Annotated in this window: 12 protein-coding genes; 4 read left to right on the top strand and 8 right to left on the bottom strand. The window is 61.3% G+C overall.

The features are described 5' to 3' along the window. Positions 1–217: 217 nt before the first annotated feature. On the bottom strand, positions 218–1,108 hold the full coding sequence (locus BFP89_RS07410) for a 1-aminocyclopropane-1-carboxylate deaminase/D-cysteine desulfhydrase (protein ID WP_065884869.1): 891 nt from the start codon (positions 1,106–1,108) through the stop codon (positions 218–220). A 55-nt stretch (positions 1,109–1,163) separates the two neighbouring features. Next, the gene (locus tag BFP89_RS07405) at positions 1,164–3,203 is read right to left on the bottom strand and encodes an NADPH-dependent 2,4-dienoyl-CoA reductase (RefSeq protein ID WP_065884868.1); all 2,040 of its coding nucleotides are present in this window, start codon (positions 3,201–3,203) and stop codon (positions 1,164–1,166) included. A 211-nt stretch (positions 3,204–3,414) separates the two neighbouring features. Here BFP89_RS07405 and BFP89_RS07400 point away from each other — a divergent pair, with 211 nt between their 5' ends. From BFP89_RS07400 to BFP89_RS07390, 3 genes are all read left to right on the top strand, one after another. Then, positions 3,415–4,545: a carbon-nitrogen hydrolase family protein gene (locus tag BFP89_RS07400; protein ID WP_065884867.1), complete on the top strand. Its 1,131-nt coding sequence runs from the start codon at positions 3,415–3,417 to the stop codon at positions 4,543–4,545. Between the two features lie 4 nt (positions 4,546–4,549). Then, positions 4,550–5,584 carry an AraC family transcriptional regulator gene (locus BFP89_RS07395; protein ID WP_065884866.1) on the top strand — a complete coding sequence of 345 codons (1,035 nt, stop codon included), beginning with the start codon at positions 4,550–4,552 and terminating at the stop codon, positions 5,582–5,584. A 331-nt stretch (positions 5,585–5,915) separates the two neighbouring features. Continuing rightward, positions 5,916–6,923 carry a transketolase-like TK C-terminal-containing protein gene (locus BFP89_RS07390; protein WP_065884865.1) on the top strand — a complete coding sequence of 336 codons (1,008 nt, stop codon included), beginning with the start codon at positions 5,916–5,918 and terminating at the stop codon, positions 6,921–6,923. A 21-nt stretch (positions 6,924–6,944) separates the two neighbouring features. Here the strand turns inward: BFP89_RS07390 and BFP89_RS07385 are convergent, their stop codons facing one another. Beyond that, positions 6,945–7,415 carry a MarR family winged helix-turn-helix transcriptional regulator gene (locus BFP89_RS07385; protein WP_065884864.1) on the bottom strand — a complete coding sequence of 157 codons (471 nt, stop codon included), beginning with the start codon at positions 7,413–7,415 and terminating at the stop codon, positions 6,945–6,947. A gap of 144 nt (positions 7,416–7,559) precedes the next feature. Between BFP89_RS07385 and aceE the strand changes: the two genes are divergently transcribed. Then, positions 7,560–10,220: a pyruvate dehydrogenase (acetyl-transferring), homodimeric type gene (aceE, locus tag BFP89_RS07380; protein ID WP_065884863.1), complete on the top strand. Its 2,661-nt coding sequence runs from the start codon at positions 7,560–7,562 to the stop codon at positions 10,218–10,220. A 1-nt stretch (position 10,221) separates the two neighbouring features. Here aceE and BFP89_RS07375 read toward each other — a convergent pair whose 3' ends face one another. From BFP89_RS07375 to clpX, 5 genes are all read right to left on the bottom strand, one after another. Next, positions 10,222–11,043, bottom strand: coding sequence for a DUF2242 domain-containing protein (locus BFP89_RS07375; protein ID WP_065884862.1), 822 nt, complete (start codon positions 11,041–11,043; stop codon positions 10,222–10,224). A gap of 151 nt (positions 11,044–11,194) precedes the next feature. Continuing rightward, positions 11,195–13,069 carry a SurA N-terminal domain-containing protein gene (locus BFP89_RS07370; protein WP_065884861.1) on the bottom strand — a complete coding sequence of 625 codons (1,875 nt, stop codon included), beginning with the start codon at positions 13,067–13,069 and terminating at the stop codon, positions 11,195–11,197. 231 nt (positions 13,070–13,300) lie between these two features. Next, positions 13,301–13,573, bottom strand: a complete 273-nt coding sequence (locus BFP89_RS07365) for an HU family DNA-binding protein (RefSeq protein WP_003174819.1) — start codon at positions 13,571–13,573, stop codon at positions 13,301–13,303. Between the two features lie 149 nt (positions 13,574–13,722). After that, positions 13,723–16,119 (bottom strand): endopeptidase La, encoded by a 2,397-nt coding sequence (gene lon / locus BFP89_RS07360; protein ID WP_065884860.1) that lies wholly within the window; start codon positions 16,117–16,119, stop codon positions 13,723–13,725. A 191-nt stretch (positions 16,120–16,310) separates the two neighbouring features. Further along, positions 16,311–17,594 (bottom strand): ATP-dependent Clp protease ATP-binding subunit ClpX, encoded by a 1,284-nt coding sequence (clpX, locus tag BFP89_RS07355; RefSeq protein ID WP_017136464.1) that lies wholly within the window; start codon positions 17,592–17,594, stop codon positions 16,311–16,313. Positions 17,595–17,601: the final 7 nt, after the last annotated feature.

Below are 17,601 nucleotides of genomic sequence, written 5' to 3'. Positions count from 1 at the left end.
GTTACCCACGGATTCAAGCCTGCGTTCGGCCAGCGTGGTTTAACGGGGCGCCTGAGATCAAAAGCAAAAGCGCGGCGGCCTTGGAGCCGACCGGTGTTTTTTGTCGATCCCGGTCCAAATGTGGGAGGGGGCTTGCCCCCGATGCGGTGGGTCAGCCAGCTCTGTTGTCGCTGACCCACCGCCATCGGGGGCAAAGCCCTCCCACAAGATGTCTGCTCTAGGCATTGAAACCTCGGCGGCCTTGCAGGCCGCCGGTGTGGATGAAGATCAGGCGGGTACCGGGGGCGAAGCGTCCGGCCTCGATCTGTTGCTTCAACGCCAGCAGCGCCTTGCCGGTGTAGAGCGGCTCCAGCGGCACACCGCTGGCCTGTTCGGTGCGTTCGATAAAATCGAGCAGCAGCGGATCGACCTTGGCAAAGCCGCCTCGGCTGGCGTCGATCAGTTCGTAACCGTTGTGGACCATCGCGCCAACGTTCTGCGCGACACCGTGATCGTCCGGCACTGCCAAGGCGCCGTACACCATACGCCTGCCCGCCTCGGCCAGTGCCAAGCCGGCCAGGGTCGTCCCGGTACCGGCTGCCAGCCACCAGGCGTCGTAATCCGCCCAGCCGAGCCGGCTCAACTGCGCCTGCGCCTGCTCGACCAGCACCGCGCAGCCCAGCGCACCGGCCAGCCCGCCGCCGCCTTCGGGCACCGGATGAAGATGGGGATACTGTTCGCGCCAGGGCAACCAGAAGCCTGGCTCATGGCGTGCGCGATAGCCGCCGTAACCGAGCCAATGCAGGTGCATGCCGAACGCCTTGAGGTCGAGCACGGTGGGTGTGTCTTGAGGATGGCCGCGCAACAGGCCGACCGTGGGAAAGCCAAAGCGCTTGCCCGCCGCCGCCAGTGCGTGCAGATGGTTGGAGTAGGCCCCGCCGAGGCTTATGATCCCGGTAGCCCCTGCGTCGCGGGCCTGGTTCAGGTGTTCGGTGAGCTTGAACCACTTGTTGCCGCTGATCAGCCGGTCGATACGGTCCAGGCGCAGCATGGCCAACTCGACCCCGCTCAGCCAGTCGAGCTGCACAGGTTCAAGGGGCGCGTGAGGCAGCCAGTCAAAAGGGCCCATCGGGAAGTATCTGAATGAAAAGGAGCGGTAGTCTAACACCGCCCCTTTCGTCGACTTACAGCTCGGCCGCCAGGCGCGAACCCTGGTTGATGGCGCGCTTGGCGTCCAGCTCGGCCGCCACATCGGCACCGCCAATCAGGTGCACGTTCTGCCCGGCGGCGACCAGGCCGTCGTGCAGTTCGCGCAGCGGGTCCTGGCCGGCGCAGATGACGATATTGTCCACCGCCAGCACCTGCGGCTCGCCCTCGGCGCCGATGCGGATATGCAGGCCTTCATCATCGATCTTCAGGTATTCGACGCTGTTAAGCATCTGCACCTGTTTGTTTTTCAGCCCGGTACGGTGGATCCAGCCGGTGGTCTTGCCCAGGCCGTCGCCGACCTTGGAAGTCTTGCGTTGCAGCAGGAACACGTCACGCGCCGGTGCATGGCGCTCGGGCTTGATCCCGGCCACGCCACCACGGGCCTCAAGTTGAGTGTCGATGCCCCACTCTTTCCAGAACGCTTCGCGATCCAGGCTGGTGGACACGCCCTGGTGCACCAGGAATTCCGACACGTCGAAACCGATACCGCCCGCGCCAATCACCGCCACGCGCTTGCCAACCGGCTTGCGCTCCAGGATCACGTCCAGGTAATTGAGCACCTTGGCGTTCTCCACACCCGCAATCGCCGGCGTACGCGGTGCGATACCGGTGGCCAGGATCACCTCGTCATAACCGCCCGCCACCAGTTGCGCCACATCGACACGGGTGTTGAGGCACAGCTCGACGTGAGTGGTCTGCAATTTGCGCTTGAAGTAGCGCAGGGTCTCGAAAAATTCTTCCTTGCCCGGTATGCGCTTGGCGATGTTGAACTGGCCGCCGATTTCGCTGGCCGAATCGAACAAGGTCACCTGGTGCCCGCGCTCGGCAGCCACGGTAGCAGCAGCCAGCCCGGCAGGGCCGGCACCGACGACCGCAATTTTCTTGATCTGCTGCACGGGCAGGTAATTGAGCTCGGTTTCATAGCACGCACGCGGGTTGACCAGGCAGGTGGTCAGCTTGCCGCCGAAGGTGTGGTCCAGGCACGCCTGATTGCAGCCGATGCAGGTGTTGATCTCGTCGGCGCGCCCCGCCGCGGCCTTGTTGACGAACTCCGGGTCGGCGAGAAACGGCCGCGCCATCGAGACCATGTCGGCATCGCCCTCGGCGAGAATCTGCTCGGCGACTTCCGGCGTGTTGATGCGGTTGGTAGTGATCAGCGGGATCGTCACCGCGCCACGCAACTTGGCGGTGACCTTGCTGAACGCGGCGCGCGGCACTTTGGTGGCAATGGTCGGGATACGCGCTTCGTGCCAGCCGATACCGGTGTTGATAATGGTGGCGCCGGCCTGCTCGATGGCCTTGGCCAACTGCACGACTTCCTCCCAGACGCTGCCGCCCTCGACCAGATCGAGCATCGACAGGCGGAAAATAATAATGAAATTCGGCCCGACCGCTTCACGCACCCGGCGCACGATTTCCACGGCCAGGCGCATACGGTTTTCAAAGCTGCCGCCCCAACGGTCGGTGCGATGGTTGGTGTGGGCGGCCAGGAACTGGTTGATGAAGTAACCTTCGGACCCCATGATTTCCACGCCGTCGTACTCGGCAACCTGGGCCAGCCGCGAGCAGGTGACAAAATCCTGGATCTGCTTCTCGATGCCCTCCTCGTCCAGCTCCCGGGGCTTGAACGGGTTGATCGGTGCCTGGATCGCACTCGGCGCCACCTGCTTGGGGCTGTAGGCATAACGCCCGGCGTGCAGGATTTGCATGCAGATCTTGCCACCGGCGTCGTGTACGGCGCGGGTGACGATCCGGTGCTTTTGCGCCTCTTCGTCGGTGGTCAGCTTGGCCGCGCCGGCATACACGCCGCCTTCATCGTTCGGGCCGATGCCGCCGGTGACCATCAGGCCGACGCCGCCCCGGGCGCGCTCGGCGAAATACGCCGCCATGCGCTCGAAACCGCCAGGCTTTTCTTCCAGGCCCGTGTGCATCGAGCCCATCAGGGTACGGTTGCGCAGGGTGGTAAAACCCAGGTCCAACGGGGCCAGCAGGTGCGGGTAGGCAGCAGCGGTCATGGTACAGCTCCACAACGGATCATCACGGGACGTGGAGGGCTCAGCTGGCACTCCATCGGTTTATGTCCCACAGACTAAGAGGCGATCACCTACCGCTCAATGACTGAAACTGACAACTTATTGATCCAAATGCACAGCCACCCTTGGCAAGCCGGGCCAGGAGCCCTACCCTAGTCGCGAACCCTGCCCCCGGTCTGTTGTCTGTTGCCCCATGCGCAAATTACTCATATTCACCGTCACCATGGCCCTGGTTGCCGCCCTCGCCGCGTATCTGGTCTGGACCCAGGAGCGCCCTGTGGCGCATTACCTGTCGGACCTGCGCATCACCCTCGCGGTCAATGAAGGCCAGCCGGCCGAGCGTGGCAACCTGCTGGGCATCCAGCCGGAGCTGTTCCCCGCCGATTACCAGAGCCTGGAGCGCCTGCACCTGAAGCTCTCGGCCTACCTGCAAAAGGCCCGCGAACAGGGCTTGATCAACGACAAGACCGTCGTCGTGCTGCCGGAACATGTCGGCACCTGGCTGATGCTCGCCGGCGAGAAAAACGAGCTGTACCAGGCCACCCACCTCAAGGACGCGATGAACTGGCTGTCGATCAGCAATCCGTTGCAGTTCCTGCGCGCCTGGATCAGCGCCACCGGCGACAACCGCATGGATGATGCGTACTTGCGCATGAAAGCCGCCGGCATGGCACGCGATTACCAAGTGCTGTTTGGCGGCCTGGCCAAGGAATTCGGCGTGACCCTGGTGGCCGGTTCCATCGCCCTGCCCAACCCCAGTGTGAGCCTGGGGCAACTGCAGGTCGGCCATGGTGCGCTGTACAACGTCAGCGTGGTCTTTGCCGCCGATGGGTTGCCCCTGGGCCAGCCGCAGCGCCAGCTGTATCCGATCTACGACGAGCGCGGCTTTATCGAACCCGGCGATGAAAACATCGTCAGCGTGGTCGACACCCCGGCCGGGCGCCTGGGCGTGCTGATCGGCAGCGACAGCTGGTACCCGGACAACTACCGCAAGCTCAACGAACAAGGCGCCCAGTTGATTGCCGTGCCGGCCTATGTGACCGGGCGTGACACCTGGGACCGCCCGTGGCGCGGCTTCAAGAGCGTGTCGACCCCTTCGGAAGTCAGCCTCAAGCCCGAGGAAACCAGCGAGGGCGAAGCCTGGCGCCGCCTGACCCTGATCAGCCAACCACCAATCAGCCAGGCCACAGCGGGCATGAGCGTGTTTTTGCGTGGCCAGTTCTGGGACCTGGGCAGCGCCGGGCAGAGCTTCCTGAGCCGCAACGGGCAACTGTTCGCCGACGGCGAAGCCCGTGGCGCGCGCCTGCTCAATATCTGGCTGTAACCGCGTGAAGCCGGTGCGCCTGGGGGATCTGTCGGTGGGCTTCGTGCACACCCTGGCCGATGCCGTGCACAGCCACGGCCTGGACCCGCACCCCCTGTTGCTGCAATACGGCCTGGACCCCGCACGCCTGGCCGAAGCGGGCGCGCGCCTGTCGATCCCGCGCTATATGCGCCTGGGGCATGCGGCCATTCAACTGACCGGCGATCCGGGCCTGGGCCTGCGCATGGGTCAGCTCAGTCGCCTGAGCCAGGCCGGGCTCGCCGGTGTCACCGCCGCCCAGGCACCGACGGTACGCGAAGCCGCGCGCACGCTGACGCGCTTCGAACCACTGTATGGCTCCAACTACCGTGGGCAATCGAGCTTTCATGAAGACGCCGAAGGCGCCTGGCTGCGGTTCTATTCCATCAGTCCCTACAACGCCTATAACCGCTTCGTGGTGGACTCGATCATCGCCGGCTGGCTGCATCAACTGTCGAGCCTGGCGCAAGAGCCGGTGCAGGCTCAACGCATCGAAATCGAATTCCAGGCCCCCGAATACAGCCATCTGTATGCCGTGCTGGGGGACACGCCGGTGCAGTTCGGCGCCGACCGCAATCAACTGCGCCTGACCCAGGCCACCCTGGCCCTGCGCAACCCGCAGCACTGCCCGAGCACGTGGCACCTGTTGTTACAGCTGTGTGAAAGGGAACTGGAGCAACTGACCCGCACCCGCAGCCTGCGCGAGCGCATTACTCGTCTGCTGGGGCCGATGCTCAATGGTGGCCGGGAACCCGACCTGGAAGAAGTGGCGGCACGCTTGAAGCTGCCTACCTGGACCCTGCGCCGCAAACTGGCCGACGAAGGCACGCAATTTCGCGCGATTCTCAACGATACTCGCCGCGATCTGGCCATGACCTACATTCGCGACACGGAACTGGCCTTTGGCGAGATCGCCTACTTGCTCGGGTTTGCCTCGGCCCAGGCCTTCCAACGCGCCTTCAGGCGCTGGAACAACCAGACCCCAGGGGAATTTCGCCGCAGTCAGCGGCACTCCGCCTGAAGTCGGCCCTACAGCTCGGTGGCATCGTCGACCGGGTCCAGCGGGTCGAGTTCGAATGCCTGGTACTCCAGCAGTTCTTCCTGGTAATCGTCCATGGTGGACTCCCTGTTGAGTTAAAAATGCCAGCGCAATTAATGACCTTCACGACCAGACTAAAGTGCCGTCATGACGAAAAAATGTCTGCGCCTTGATGTTCCCGCACGTGAAGATTAAACGCGGCGGCGGCGGACTGATTTAGTCGGAAGATCGAGGCACTATTGCAATCATTGCAATTGCAATCATAAGGCCAATTCCATTAGGGTAGGCACCTCTGTCGCCAGGAGCCACACCCATGCCCGCCCCTACCGCACTCGCTGCGCAGCTGTGCATCGACGCACTGGACACCTGCGCCTGCTCGCGCAGCTCACCGCTGTACACGGTCTTGAGCATGGCCGGCGCGCTGGAATCCAGTCGCCAGGCCTGGGTGATTCGCGGCCAGTCGCGCAGTCGGCGCCCGGGTAACTGGCCCACCTGGTTTGCGCGCAATACCGGGGAAAAACCGCTGCTCTACCTGCACAGCGCCACCTCGTCTGCGCAGCTGTGCGCACTGTCACACCGGACCGACCAGCGCGGCATTTTGTGCAATGACAGCGAAACCCAGCCATCCCCATGGCCGAAGGGTGCGCAACCGTCGCTGCCGTTGTGGCTGGCCAGCCATCCACGCTGTACGCCCTATGACCCGGCCTCGGGCGAAGAGGCCCAGGCCATCGTGCTGAACGGGTTGCATACGCTGTACGTGGATGGCCAGCCGGGCTTTTATTACCTGGCGCTGCATGATCAGCCCAGCACCCTCGCGCCGCAGACACTGGACCGCGAAGGTGCGATCAAGGGCATGTATCCCGTGCGGCAAACTGCCGACGTGGCGAACGTGCGCTTGCTGGGTGCCGGTCGAGCCCTGGAAGAGGTCATGCACGCCGCGCAATTGCTTGAGCAGCAATGGGGCATCACGGCGCATGTATGGAGTTGCCCCAGTTACACCCGACTGGCCCGCGAGGCGGCGGCCGCCGAGCGCTGGAACCGCCTGCATCCCTGCGCGCCCAGGCGCAGCAGCCATCTGCGCGACTGCCTGGCGGGGAGCCGGACACCGGTGCTTGCCGTCACTGGCTACCCACAGGTGGTGGTCGACCAGTTGGCCGCGCACGTGAACACGCGCTTCGTGGCGCTGGGCGCAGGCTCGGTACAGGCAGCCGCGCCGAACCGCTACTGGATTGCAGTGCTGGCATTAAAAGCGTTGGCCGATGAAGGGCACATCGAGACACACAAGGTGGAACACGCCCTGCAACGGTATGACCTGAAATGACCTGGCCGCGGTTCACCGCATTTACGTTTTGCGCCGGCTACGGGTCTGCACGCCCGCCTCCATCGCCAACCCCGCCGTACGCTGCAGTGCATCGGCAAAGGCCTGACGATGCTCAGGCTCGATTTGCGACAAAAACAGCTCATCCACGGTGCTTTCGTAGATTTTCCACATTTTCTTGCGCAGCGTACGACCCGCCTCGGTAATCGAGGCAAACGCTGCGCGGCCATCGCCATCGGAACGTGAACGCACCACCAGGCCGTCCTTTTCCAGGCGGTCGACCAAACGCGTGAGGTTGTAACGCTCAATGGCCAGCACATCGGCCAATTCATGCATACGGCGGGTGCCTTCAGGACCGCTTTCCAAGCCCCACAGCGCGTCGTACCAGGCATACGGCGGCAGCTGCGCCTCGGTCAGCCGGCGCTCGATCTCACGGATGACCGTCCTGTGGGCCCTGACAAAACGGAACCATACATCCGGCTCTTTCGACGACATGCAACACCATCCGGGGAATTTCAAGAAGGTTGCAATAGTAGCTCATCCCGGGCTAAATTCCGCCATGTCGTTGCAATTGCAACTATCTCGCAGCGCGCCCAAAAAGCGTTCGCCGCCCGGAATCCGCTTACCCTGGAGCCTCATATGAATCCGAATAACGCCGCATCCCTGGACCACGATCCGCAGGAAACCCGTGAGTGGCTCGACTCCATCGAATCGGTGCTGTCGGCCGAAGGCCGCCCTCGCGCCCATTACCTGATCGACCAGTTGCTGGATTTCGACGTGGCGCGCCATGGCGACTTTTACGGGCGGGTGACCACCCCTTACGTCAACACCATCGCTGCCGACCGCCAACTGCCCTACCCCGGCGACCTGGACATTGAACGGCGGACCAATGCGTTTATCCGCTGGAATGCCATGGCGATGGTCTTGCGTGCCGGCAAACACTCGGGCGTGGGTGGGCATATCGCGACCTATGCGTCAGCCGCAGTGCTGTACGACGTAGGCTTCGACCATTTCTTTCGCGGCCGAACCGACACCTTCGACGGCGACCTCGTGTACATCCAGGGCCATTCCTCCCCCGGCATCTACGGCCGCGCCTATCTGGAAGGCCGCCTCAACGAAGCCCAACTGGATAACTTTCGCCGCGAAGCCAGTGGCGAGGGCCTGTCTTCCTACCCTCACCCACGGCTGATGCCGGACTTCTGGCAATTCCCTACGGTGTCCATGGGCCTGGGGCCGATCACGGCCGCTTATCAGGCGCGCTTCATGCGTTACCTGGAGTTTCGCGACCTCAAGCAACACCAGGGTCGCAAGGTATGGGCGTTCCTCGGTGACGGCGAGATGGACCAGCCGGAATCCCTGGCCGCCATTTCCCTGGCCGGTCGCGAAAAACTCGACAACCTGATCTTCGTCGTCAACTGCAACCTGCAGCGCCTGGACGGCCCGGTGCGCGGTAACGCCAAGGTGATCCAGGAGTTCGAGAGTGTGTACCGTGCCGCCGGCTGGAATGTGATCAAGGTGATCTGGGGCGGTGGCTGGGACGCGCTGCTGGACAAAGACCACAGCGGCCTGCTGCGCCAGCGCATGATGGAATGCGTGGACGGCGATTACCAGAATTACAAATCCCAGAATGGCGCCTATGTGCGCGAGCATTTCTTCGGCAAATACCCGGAATTGCTGGCACTGGTTGCGGACATGTCCGACGACGATATCTGGAAACTCTCACGGGGCGGCCATGACCCGCTCAAGGTCTACAACGCCTACGCCGCCGCAGTGCGCCACAAGGGCCAGCCCACGGTGATCCTGGCCAAGACCGTCAAGGGCTTCGGCATGGGCGAAGCCGGCGAAGGCCAGAACATCAACCATCAATTGAAGAAAATGGGTGCCGACGCGGTAAAAGCCTTCCGCGACCGCTTCGGGCTGGAAGTGGCCGATGACCTGCTCGACGAAATTCCTTACCTCAAGCCGCCGGCCGACAGCACGGAAGCCCGCTATTTCAATGCCCGGCGCCAGGCGCTGGGCGGGTATGTGCCGGCCCGGCACACTGACGTCGCCCCGTTGACTGTCCCACCCCTGTCCGCATTCGCCACTCAACTCAAGGACACCGGCGAGCGCGCCATTTCCACCACCATGGCGTTTGTACGCATCCTTGGCACGCTGCTCAAGGACCCGCATCTGGGCAAGCTGATCGTCCCCATCGTGCCGGATGAGTCGCGCACCTTCGGCATGGAAAGCCTGTTCCGGCAGATCGGCATCCATTCCGCCGTGGGCCAGCTTTACACCCCGCAGGACGCCGGGCAACTGAGCTACTACAAAGAGAGCAAGGACGGACAGATCATGCAGGAAGGCCTGAATGAATCGGGTGCCATTTCCTCATGGATCGCGGCGAGCACGTCCTACAGCAACCATGGCCTGATGACCGTCCCGTTCTACATTTTCTATTCGATGTTCGGCTTCCAGCGCGTCGGCGACCTGGCCTGGGCGGCGGGCGACGCGCGCGCCCGCGGCTTCCTGCTGGGTGCCACGGCCGGGCGCACCACCTTGATGGGTGAAGGGTTGCAGCATGACGACGGGCACAGCCATATCCTGGCCTCGGTAGTGCCGTGCTGCGTGGCCTACGACCCGACCTTTGCCTACGAGCTGGCGGTGATTATTCGCGAGGGCATGCGGCGCATGTACGTCGAACAGCAAGACATTTACTACTACATCACCCTGCTCAACGAAAACTACCCGCACCCGGCAATGCCTGAAGGCGTAGAGGACGGGATTCTCAAAGGGATGTATCCGCTGAGCACACACGCGGAGGCTCGGGTGCAACTGATGGGAAGTGGTTCGATCCTGCGCGAAGTCATCGCCGCAGCGTCGCTGCTCCGGGAAGATTTCGCTGTAGAGAGCGATGCGTGGAGCGTCACCAGCCTGACCGAGTTGCGCCGTAACGGGCACGCCGTAGAGCGCTGGAACCTGCTGCATCCGCAAAGTGAGCCGCGTCTGAGTTACGTGGAGGAGTGCCTTGTCGGAAAAGCCGGCCCGGTGGTGGTGGCGACGGACTACATGAAATTATTCGCCGATCAGATTCGCCCCTTCGTACACGGCCGCCGCTTTGTGGCGCTGGGAACCGATGGGTTCGGGCAGTCGGACACCCGGGAAGCGTTGCGCGAGTTCTTTGAAGTGGACCGCCACTTCATCGTGCTGGCGGCGCTGAAGGCACTGGCGGATGACGGTGTGATCGGTCGTGACAACATCACAGAGGCGATCAACCGCTACGGGATCAATGTCGACAAGACAGACCCCGTAACCGTCTGAGTCACTGCGTTGGCGTTGGCAGGGCGGGAATCGCCTCTGTCGGCGCCGGCAGGCTGGGGTTGGTCGGCGCGGGCGCGGACTCGATTGCCGGGGTCTGAGGTGTAGTCTGCGGTGCCGGCTCTACGCTCGGCGCAATGGGTGCGGCCTCCGGTGGCGGTGCCAGTGGCTGCGCGGCGGCAGGGATTGCGGGCATCTGCTGAGGTGTTTCAATCTTCTCGGCGGCCGGCGCGGCTTTCGGTTCAGGCATGCCAAGCTCATCCTTGGGCTTCTCGGGTATATGCGCAGCCTGCTTCACTTCCTGGGGCAGGAACACATCCACCAAGGCAAAGTAACGCTCATAGAACTTGGGCGCCGAGACGGTCTCGCTCGCCACCTTGACCATCGAGTCATCCGTGGAGCCGATCGGCATCGACACAGAACCCAGCACCCCAACCCCGAGACTTGCGGAGTTGTTGACCTTCTTCAGCGCATAGCGGTCCTGCAGGGCGTTGGCAAACATGGTCGAATGGTTGCTGCCTTTGCCATCGGCGGCACACACCACGTTGAAGCTGATCTGCAGGTGGGTCTCGCCGGTCTGCTGGAAACTCTTGTTACCGGCCACCAGCTTCGGATCGCTGCTGGTGATGATATAGCCCTGGCTCAGCAGGGCACGGCGCGCCGCTTCACAGGCCGCCACATCGCTCACCGGGTAATCGCGGGAAAACGTACCGGAGTCGTCGAAATTCTCATGTTCGTAAATAGCGGTCTTGGGTGACGAGCAACCCGCCGCGCCCGCCAGCACCAGCGCCAACCCGAGGTTTCGCAAGTGAAATGATGTCAACATCGAAAATCCTGAGAAAAACAGTCCGGGCGGTATTGTGCAACAGAACGAGGGGTGGGCGCGCGCATTCCTGTCGGTAAAACGTCACAGGCTTTAATGCGCGCAAAAAAAGACCCCGGCCTTCTCAGGACGGGGTCTTTTATTCAAGCCGACATCAGAACTTCTTGATGTCTGCCTGGGTTTCCAGCTGCTTGCGATATGCCGCGAAGTCCTGCTGGCCGATACGGGACGCGAGGAAGCGGCGGTATTGCGCTTTTTCTTCGTCCGTAGGGGCTGCCGCTTCGTTGACGCCGTTCAAGCGCACGATCATCAGGCTGCCGTCACGCAGAGTGACGGTGGTGAAGGTCGGCTTGTCCTTGGCCGCTGGCTTGGGCATGCGGAACAGCGCTTGCAGCACAGCAGGGTCGACGCCTTCCTGGCCACGGGTCGCCGCTTCAGTCACCTTCCAGGCCTGGCCGTCAATCGGCTGGTCCAGTGCGGTCTTGCCCTCACGCAGGCTGGCGATCAACTCATCGGCATGGGTTTTGGCGGCAGCGCTCGCGCGCTCCTTGGTCATCTGCGTGCGGATCGCCGCCTCGACCTTTTCCAGCGGCAGCTGGGCAGGCTTGAGGTGTTCCTTGGCGCGCAGCACGATGATGGTTTCCGGATCCAGCTCAATGGCGCTGCTGTTGGCCCCCTCATCCAGCACTTCCGGACTGAACGCAGCGGTGACCACGGCACGGTTGGCCGCAACGCCTTCGCCACCTTCACGGCCGAACGGCGCCGAGGTGTGCACGGTCAATTTCAGGTCGGACGCCGGCTGGGCCAGGTCGGACGCTTCGAATGCCGCATCTTCCAATTGCTTGGTCGCCTCGACGAACCGCTGTTCAACCTGCTGGGTCTTGAGCTCGCGGGTCAGCTTGTCTTTCAGGCTGGCGAACGTCGGCACTTGCGGTGCTTCAACGCCCAACAGCTTGATCAAGTGCCAACCGAAGGCGCTGCGCACCGGCGCGGACACTTGGTCTTGCTTGAGGCCATACAGCGCCGTTTCGAAGTCCGGATCGTACACGCCGGGACCGGCAAAGCCGAGATCACCGCCATTGTTGGCCGAACCCGGATCCTGGGAGAACTCCTTGGCCAGGGCGTCAAACTGTTCGCCCTTGGCCAGGCGCGCCTGGATCTCTTCGATCCTGGCCTTGGCTTGCGCCTCGGTGACCTTGTCGTTGACCTCGATCAGAATGTGCGCGGCACGACGCTGTTCTGCGAGGTTGGCGGTTTCTTTCTCGTAGGCGGCCTGCAGTTCATCGTCCTTGACGGTGACCTGGTCGAAGAAGGACGACTTCTTCAGCTCCAGGTAGTCGATGACGACCTGATCTGGAGTCATGAACTCCTTGGCATGCTGGTCGTAGTACGCCTTGACTTCGGCGTCGGTGAGTTTCACCGCTGCCGGGTCAGCCTTGATGTTGACGGTGGCGAAATCGCGGGTCTGTTTTTCCAGACGGGCGAATGCCAGCACCTCGGCATCGGTCACGAAACCACTGCCGGCGATGCCTGCACGAACCTGGCCGATCAGCATTTCCTGGGTCATCATCTGACGGAATTGCAGGCGGCTGTAGCCCAGTTGACGAATTACCTGGTCAAAGCGCTCGGCGTTGAACTGGCCATCCACCTGGAACTCCGGCGTCTGCAGGATCACCTGGTCCAAGGCCGCTTCCGAGAAGCCGAACTTGGAATCCGCCGCGCCTTGCAGCAGCAGCTTGCGATCGATCAGGCCCTTGAGGGCCGCATCGCGCAACAGTTTTTCGTCCAACAGGGAAGCATCGAAATCCTTGCCCAGTTGTTGCATCAGCTGGCGCCGTTGCATATCAACGGCCTGGCTCAATTCGGTCTGGGTGATTTCCTCACCGTTGACCTTGGCCACGTCCTGCTTGTTATTACCCGAAGCCTGGAAAATAGCCTCGATACCGGTGAACGCCATCAATGCGACGATGATCCCGATAATGGTCTTGGCAATCCAGCCTTGTGAATTGTCCCTGATATTTTGCAGCATGCGTCCCCCAGAAACGGTTGAACATCAAAAATAGGCAACCGTGGAGCGTGGGTAGAATCCGGATAGAAGAAAGGCGCATCCGAGGATGCGCCTTCTCGTAACTGGCGGAGCGGACGGGGGTTTCAACTCTGACCCCCGGCGTGGCGACCCGATGGATACTCGGGCCGGCTACCGCTCCGCTGCCAGGCCAGACCAGCGTCCGACCCGGGTAAGCAAAGGCTTGATCGAAGCTTAGTTAACGGCTTCTTTCAGGGCTTTACCGGCTTTGAAACCTGGTTTCTTGGCAGCAGCGATTTGCAGTGCTTTGCCGGTCTGTGGGTTACGGCCAGTGCGAGCTGGACGGTCAGTCACAGAGAAAGTACCGAAGCCTACCAGTACCACGGAGTCGCCGGCCTTCAGAGCGCCAGTGACGGATTCGATTACTGCGTCCAGCGCACGGCCGGCAGCAGCTTTCGGGATATCAGCGGATGCAGCGATAGCATCAATCAGTTCCGACTTGTTCACTCTAAGTCCCCTTATATATCTATGAGTATGATTCTAAGTTTTTTGGTAAAAAGCAAAAACCAGTGCTGGATGGCCAACAGACACTTAAGAGCCGCTTTATAACAAGGGCTCTAAAAAGCTGTCAAGGAAGCCCCCCAGGCTCCAACACTTTAATGCGTGCTAATTCTTTCCTTGGAATCCGACTCGCGTTTTTCGTCCTTCGCGACAATCTCCGGAGCCACATCCGGCAAGGGCTCCGGCGCGTATTGCAGCGCAATTTGCAGGACTTCGTCAATCCATTTAACCGGTTTGATCTGAAGATCCTGTTTAATATTGTCTGGAATTTCCTTCAGGTCGCGGACATTCTCTTCGGGAATGATCACGGTCTTGATTCCACCCCGGTGCGCGGCGAGCAATTTCTCTTTCAGTCCACCGATGGCCAATACCTGGCCACGCAGGGTGATCTCGCCGGTCATCGCCACATCGGCACGCACCGGAATGCCGGTCAATGCCGATACCAGAGCCGTGCACATGCCTACACCCGCGCTGGGACCGTCCTTCGGGGTTGCCCCTTCCGGCATATGGATATGGGTGTCGTGCTTCTCGTGGAAGTCCAGGGGGATACCCAGGCTCCTGGCGCGACTGCGCACCACGGTCTGCGCGGCGGTGATTGATTCGACCATCACATCGCCCAGGGAGCCGGTCTTGATCAACTGCCCCTTGCCCGGGATGACGGCCGCTTCAATGGTCAGCAACTCGCCGCCCACCTGGGTCCACGCCAGGCCAGTCACCTGCCCTACCTGATCCTGCTGCTCGGCCAGGCCGTAGCGGAATTTACGCACACCGAGGAAATGTTCCAGCGCGTCGGCCGTCACTTTCACCGAGAAGCGTTTTTCCAGTGCATGTTCCTTGACCGCCTTGCGGCAGATTTTCGCAATCTGGCGCTCGAGGCCCCGTACACCGGCCTCGCGGGTGTAATAGCGCACGATGTCACGGATGGCTTCGACGTCAAACTCGATCTCGCCTTTCTTCAGGCCGTTGGCCGAGGTCTGCTTGGGCGCGAGGTATTTGACGGCGATGTTGATCTTTTCGTCTTCGGTGTAACCCGGCAGGCGAATCACTTCCATCCGGTCCAGCAACGCCGGCGGAATGTTCATGGAGTTGGAGGTGCACAGGAACATTACGTCGGACAGGTCGTAATCGACTTCCAGGTAATGGTCGTTGAAGTTGTGGTTCTGCTCGGGATCGAGCACCTCAAGCAGCGCCGACGCAGGATCGCCGCGCATATCGCTGCCCATTTTGTCGATTTCATCGAGCAGGAACAGCGGGTTGCGCACGCCCACTTTGGTCATCTTTTGAATCAATCTTCCTGGCATCGAACCGATATACGTCCGGCGATGGCCGCGGATTTCCGCTTCGTCACGCACGCCGCCAAGGGCCATGCGCACAAATTTGCGGTTGGTCGCGCTGGCGATGGACTCCGCCAGAGAGGTTTTACCCACCCCGGGAGGCCCGACCAGGCATAACACCGGACCCCGAATTTTCTTCACGCGCTTTTGCACGGCGAGGTATTCGAGGATCCGCTCCTTGACCTCCTCAAGACCATAATGGTCGGCATCGAGGATCTCTTCGGCGCGGGTCAGGTCCAGGCGTACCTTGGTCTGGGCCTTCCACGGCACTTGCACGAGCCAATCGATGTAGGAGCGCACCACGGTGGCTTCAGCCGACATCGGCGACATTTGCTTGAGCTTGTTCAGCTCGGCCGTCGCCTTGGTCAGCGCGTCCTTCGGCAGGCCGGCGGCATCGATACGCTTTTTCAGCTCTTCGATCTCGTTGTGGCCTTCCTCGCCGTCGCCGAGCTCTTTTTGAATGGCCTTCATCTGCTCATTCAAGTAGTACTCGCGCTGACTGCGCTCCATTTGTTTCTTCACGCGGCCACGAATGCGCTTCTCGACCTGCAGCAGGTCGATTTCACCATCGAGCAGTGCCAGCACGTGCTCGACACGGGCCGACAGGTCGATGATCTCGAGGATGTCCTGCTTCTGCTCGATTTTCAGCGCCATGTGCGCCGCCATGGTGTCGACCAGGCGACTCGGCTCATCGATGCTGTTCAGGGACGAAAGGACTTCCGCCGGGACCTTCTTGCCCAGCTGCACATACTGTTCAAACTGCGAAAGCAGGCTGCGCACGAATACTTCGGACTCACGCTCAGGGGCTTCGACTTCGTCGATCAGCGCCACTTCGGCGCGCAGGTGGCCGTCGACCTCCATGAAACGCTCGACCGCACCGCGCTGCTCGCCTTCCACCAGCACCTTGACGGTACCGTCGGGCAGCTTGAGCAATTGCAGGACAGTTGCAACGGTACCGACGCGATACAGGGCGTCTTCGCCCGGATCATCATCGGCAGGATTCTTCTGGGCCAGCAGCAGGATCTGCTTGTCGCCCGTCATCGCGGCCTCGAGGGCTTCGATAGACTTCTCGCGCCCCACGAACAGCGGGATAACCATGTGCGGATAGACGACGACATCACGCAACGGCAGGAGAGGCAATTCGATGGTTGTCTTCATGATTTCGCCTCTATGACAGTTGAAAAATAAGCTTGAAACCAAGATGGGGGTTGCATGCAAAAAAAACAAGCTCAATGCCAGCACTTAAACGCATGAATAAACGCGATTTAATCAACCGTCACGCAAAAACACCCCAAAAAAACAAGGGGCCCCAAAAAGGCCCCTTGCTTGTACCGCCACTGCAAAGACGCTTATGCGTCAGGTGCAGCCTTGGCAGCCGGCTCACTGTTTTCATAGATATACAGTGGCTTGGACTTGCCTTCGATAACGCTTTCGTCGATCACCACTTTACTCACCTCGGACTGCGAGGGGATTTCGTACATGGTGTCGAGCAACACGCCTTCGAGGATCGAGCGCAGACCACGTGCACCGGTCTTGCGCTCCAGTGCGCGCTTGGCCACTGATTTGAGCGCGTCGGTACGGAACTCGAGGTCCACACCTTCCATCTCGAACAGCTTGGCGTACTGCTTGGTCAGGGCGTTTTTCGGCTCGGTGAGGATCTGAATCAACGCCGCCTCATCCAGCTCGTCCAGCGTCGCCAGGACCGGCAGACGGCCGACGAATTCCGGGATCAGACCGAACTTGACCAGATCGTCAGGTTCGACTTCACGCAGGGACTCGCCCACCTTCTTGCCTTCTTCCTTGCTACGCACTTCCGCGCCGAAACCGATACCGCCACGGGTGGAGCGCTGCTGGATGACCTTTTCCAACCCGGAAAACGCACCGCCACAGATAAACAGGATGTTACGCGTATCGACCTGCAGGAATTCCTGCTGCGGATGCTTGCGGCCGCCCTGGGGCGGTACCGAAGCGACCGTGCCTTCGATCAGCTTCAACAGAGCCTGCTGTACGCCTTCACCGGAAACATCACGGGTGATCGACGGATTGTCCGACTTGCGCGAAATCTTGTCGATTTCGTCGATGTAGACAATACCCATCTGGGCCTTCTCTACGTCGTAGTCGCACTTCTGCAGCAGTTTCTGAATGATGTTCTCGACATCTTCGCCCACGTAGCCCGCCTCGGTGAGGGTGGTGGCGTCGGCGATGGTGAACGGAACGTTCAGCAGGCGAGCGAGGGTTTCCGCAAGCAGGGTCTTACCCGAGCCTGTGGGGCCGATCAGCAGGATATTACTCTTGCCGAGTTCGACTTCGTCGCCTTTCTTGTCACGCTGGTTCAGGCGCTTGTAGTGGTTGTACACCGCTACGGCCAGAACCTTTTTTGCACGCTCCTGACCAATCACATACTGGTCAAGGATGCCGCTGATTTCTTTAGGCGATGGGAGTTTGTGCGCACTGCTCTCGGCCTGGGCTTCCTGCACCTCCTCGCGGATGATGTCATTGCACAGGTCGACGCATTCGTCGCAGATAAACACCGAGGGGCCGGCAATCAATTTGCGTACTTCATGCTGGCTTTTGCCACAGAAGGAGCAATAAAGCAGCTTGCCGTTGTCCTCGCCGTTGCGGGTGTCAGTCATTCGTTCG

Source organism: Pseudomonas sp. 31 R 17 (assembly GCF_900004915.1).
GTDB classification, from domain to species: domain Bacteria; phylum Pseudomonadota; class Gammaproteobacteria; order Pseudomonadales; family Pseudomonadaceae; genus Aquipseudomonas; species Aquipseudomonas orientalis_A.
This window is presented reverse-complemented; position numbering and strand designations above follow the sequence as displayed.

What these genes read in the sequence shown, in the direction of transcription:
- BFP89_RS07370 (WP_065884861.1), bottom strand. Translation starts at nt 13,069, where the DNA reads ATGCTGCAAAATATCAGGGACAATTCACAAGGCTGGATTGCCAAGACC.
- clpX (WP_017136464.1), bottom strand. Translation starts at nt 17,594, where the DNA reads ATGACTGACACCCGCAACGGCGAGGACAACGGCAAGCTGCTTTATTGC.
- BFP89_RS07400 (WP_065884867.1), top strand. Translation starts at nt 3,415, where the DNA reads ATGCGCAAATTACTCATATTCACCGTCACCATGGCCCTGGTTGCCGCC.
- BFP89_RS07405 (WP_065884868.1), bottom strand. Translation starts at nt 3,203, where the DNA reads ATGACCGCTGCTGCCTACCCGCACCTGCTGGCCCCGTTGGACCTGGGT.
- aceE (WP_065884863.1), top strand. Translation starts at nt 7,560, where the DNA reads ATGAATCCGAATAACGCCGCATCCCTGGACCACGATCCGCAGGAAACC.
- BFP89_RS07385 (WP_065884864.1), bottom strand. Translation starts at nt 7,415, where the DNA reads ATGTCGTCGAAAGAGCCGGATGTATGGTTCCGTTTTGTCAGGGCCCAC.
- BFP89_RS07375 (WP_065884862.1), bottom strand. Translation starts at nt 11,043, where the DNA reads ATGTTGACATCATTTCACTTGCGAAACCTCGGGTTGGCGCTGGTGCTG.
- lon (WP_065884860.1), bottom strand. Translation starts at nt 16,119, where the DNA reads ATGAAGACAACCATCGAATTGCCTCTCCTGCCGTTGCGTGATGTCGTC.
- BFP89_RS07410 (WP_065884869.1), bottom strand. Translation starts at nt 1,108, where the DNA reads ATGGGCCCTTTTGACTGGCTGCCTCACGCGCCCCTTGAACCTGTGCAG.
- BFP89_RS07390 (WP_065884865.1), top strand. Translation starts at nt 5,916, where the DNA reads ATGCCCGCCCCTACCGCACTCGCTGCGCAGCTGTGCATCGACGCACTG.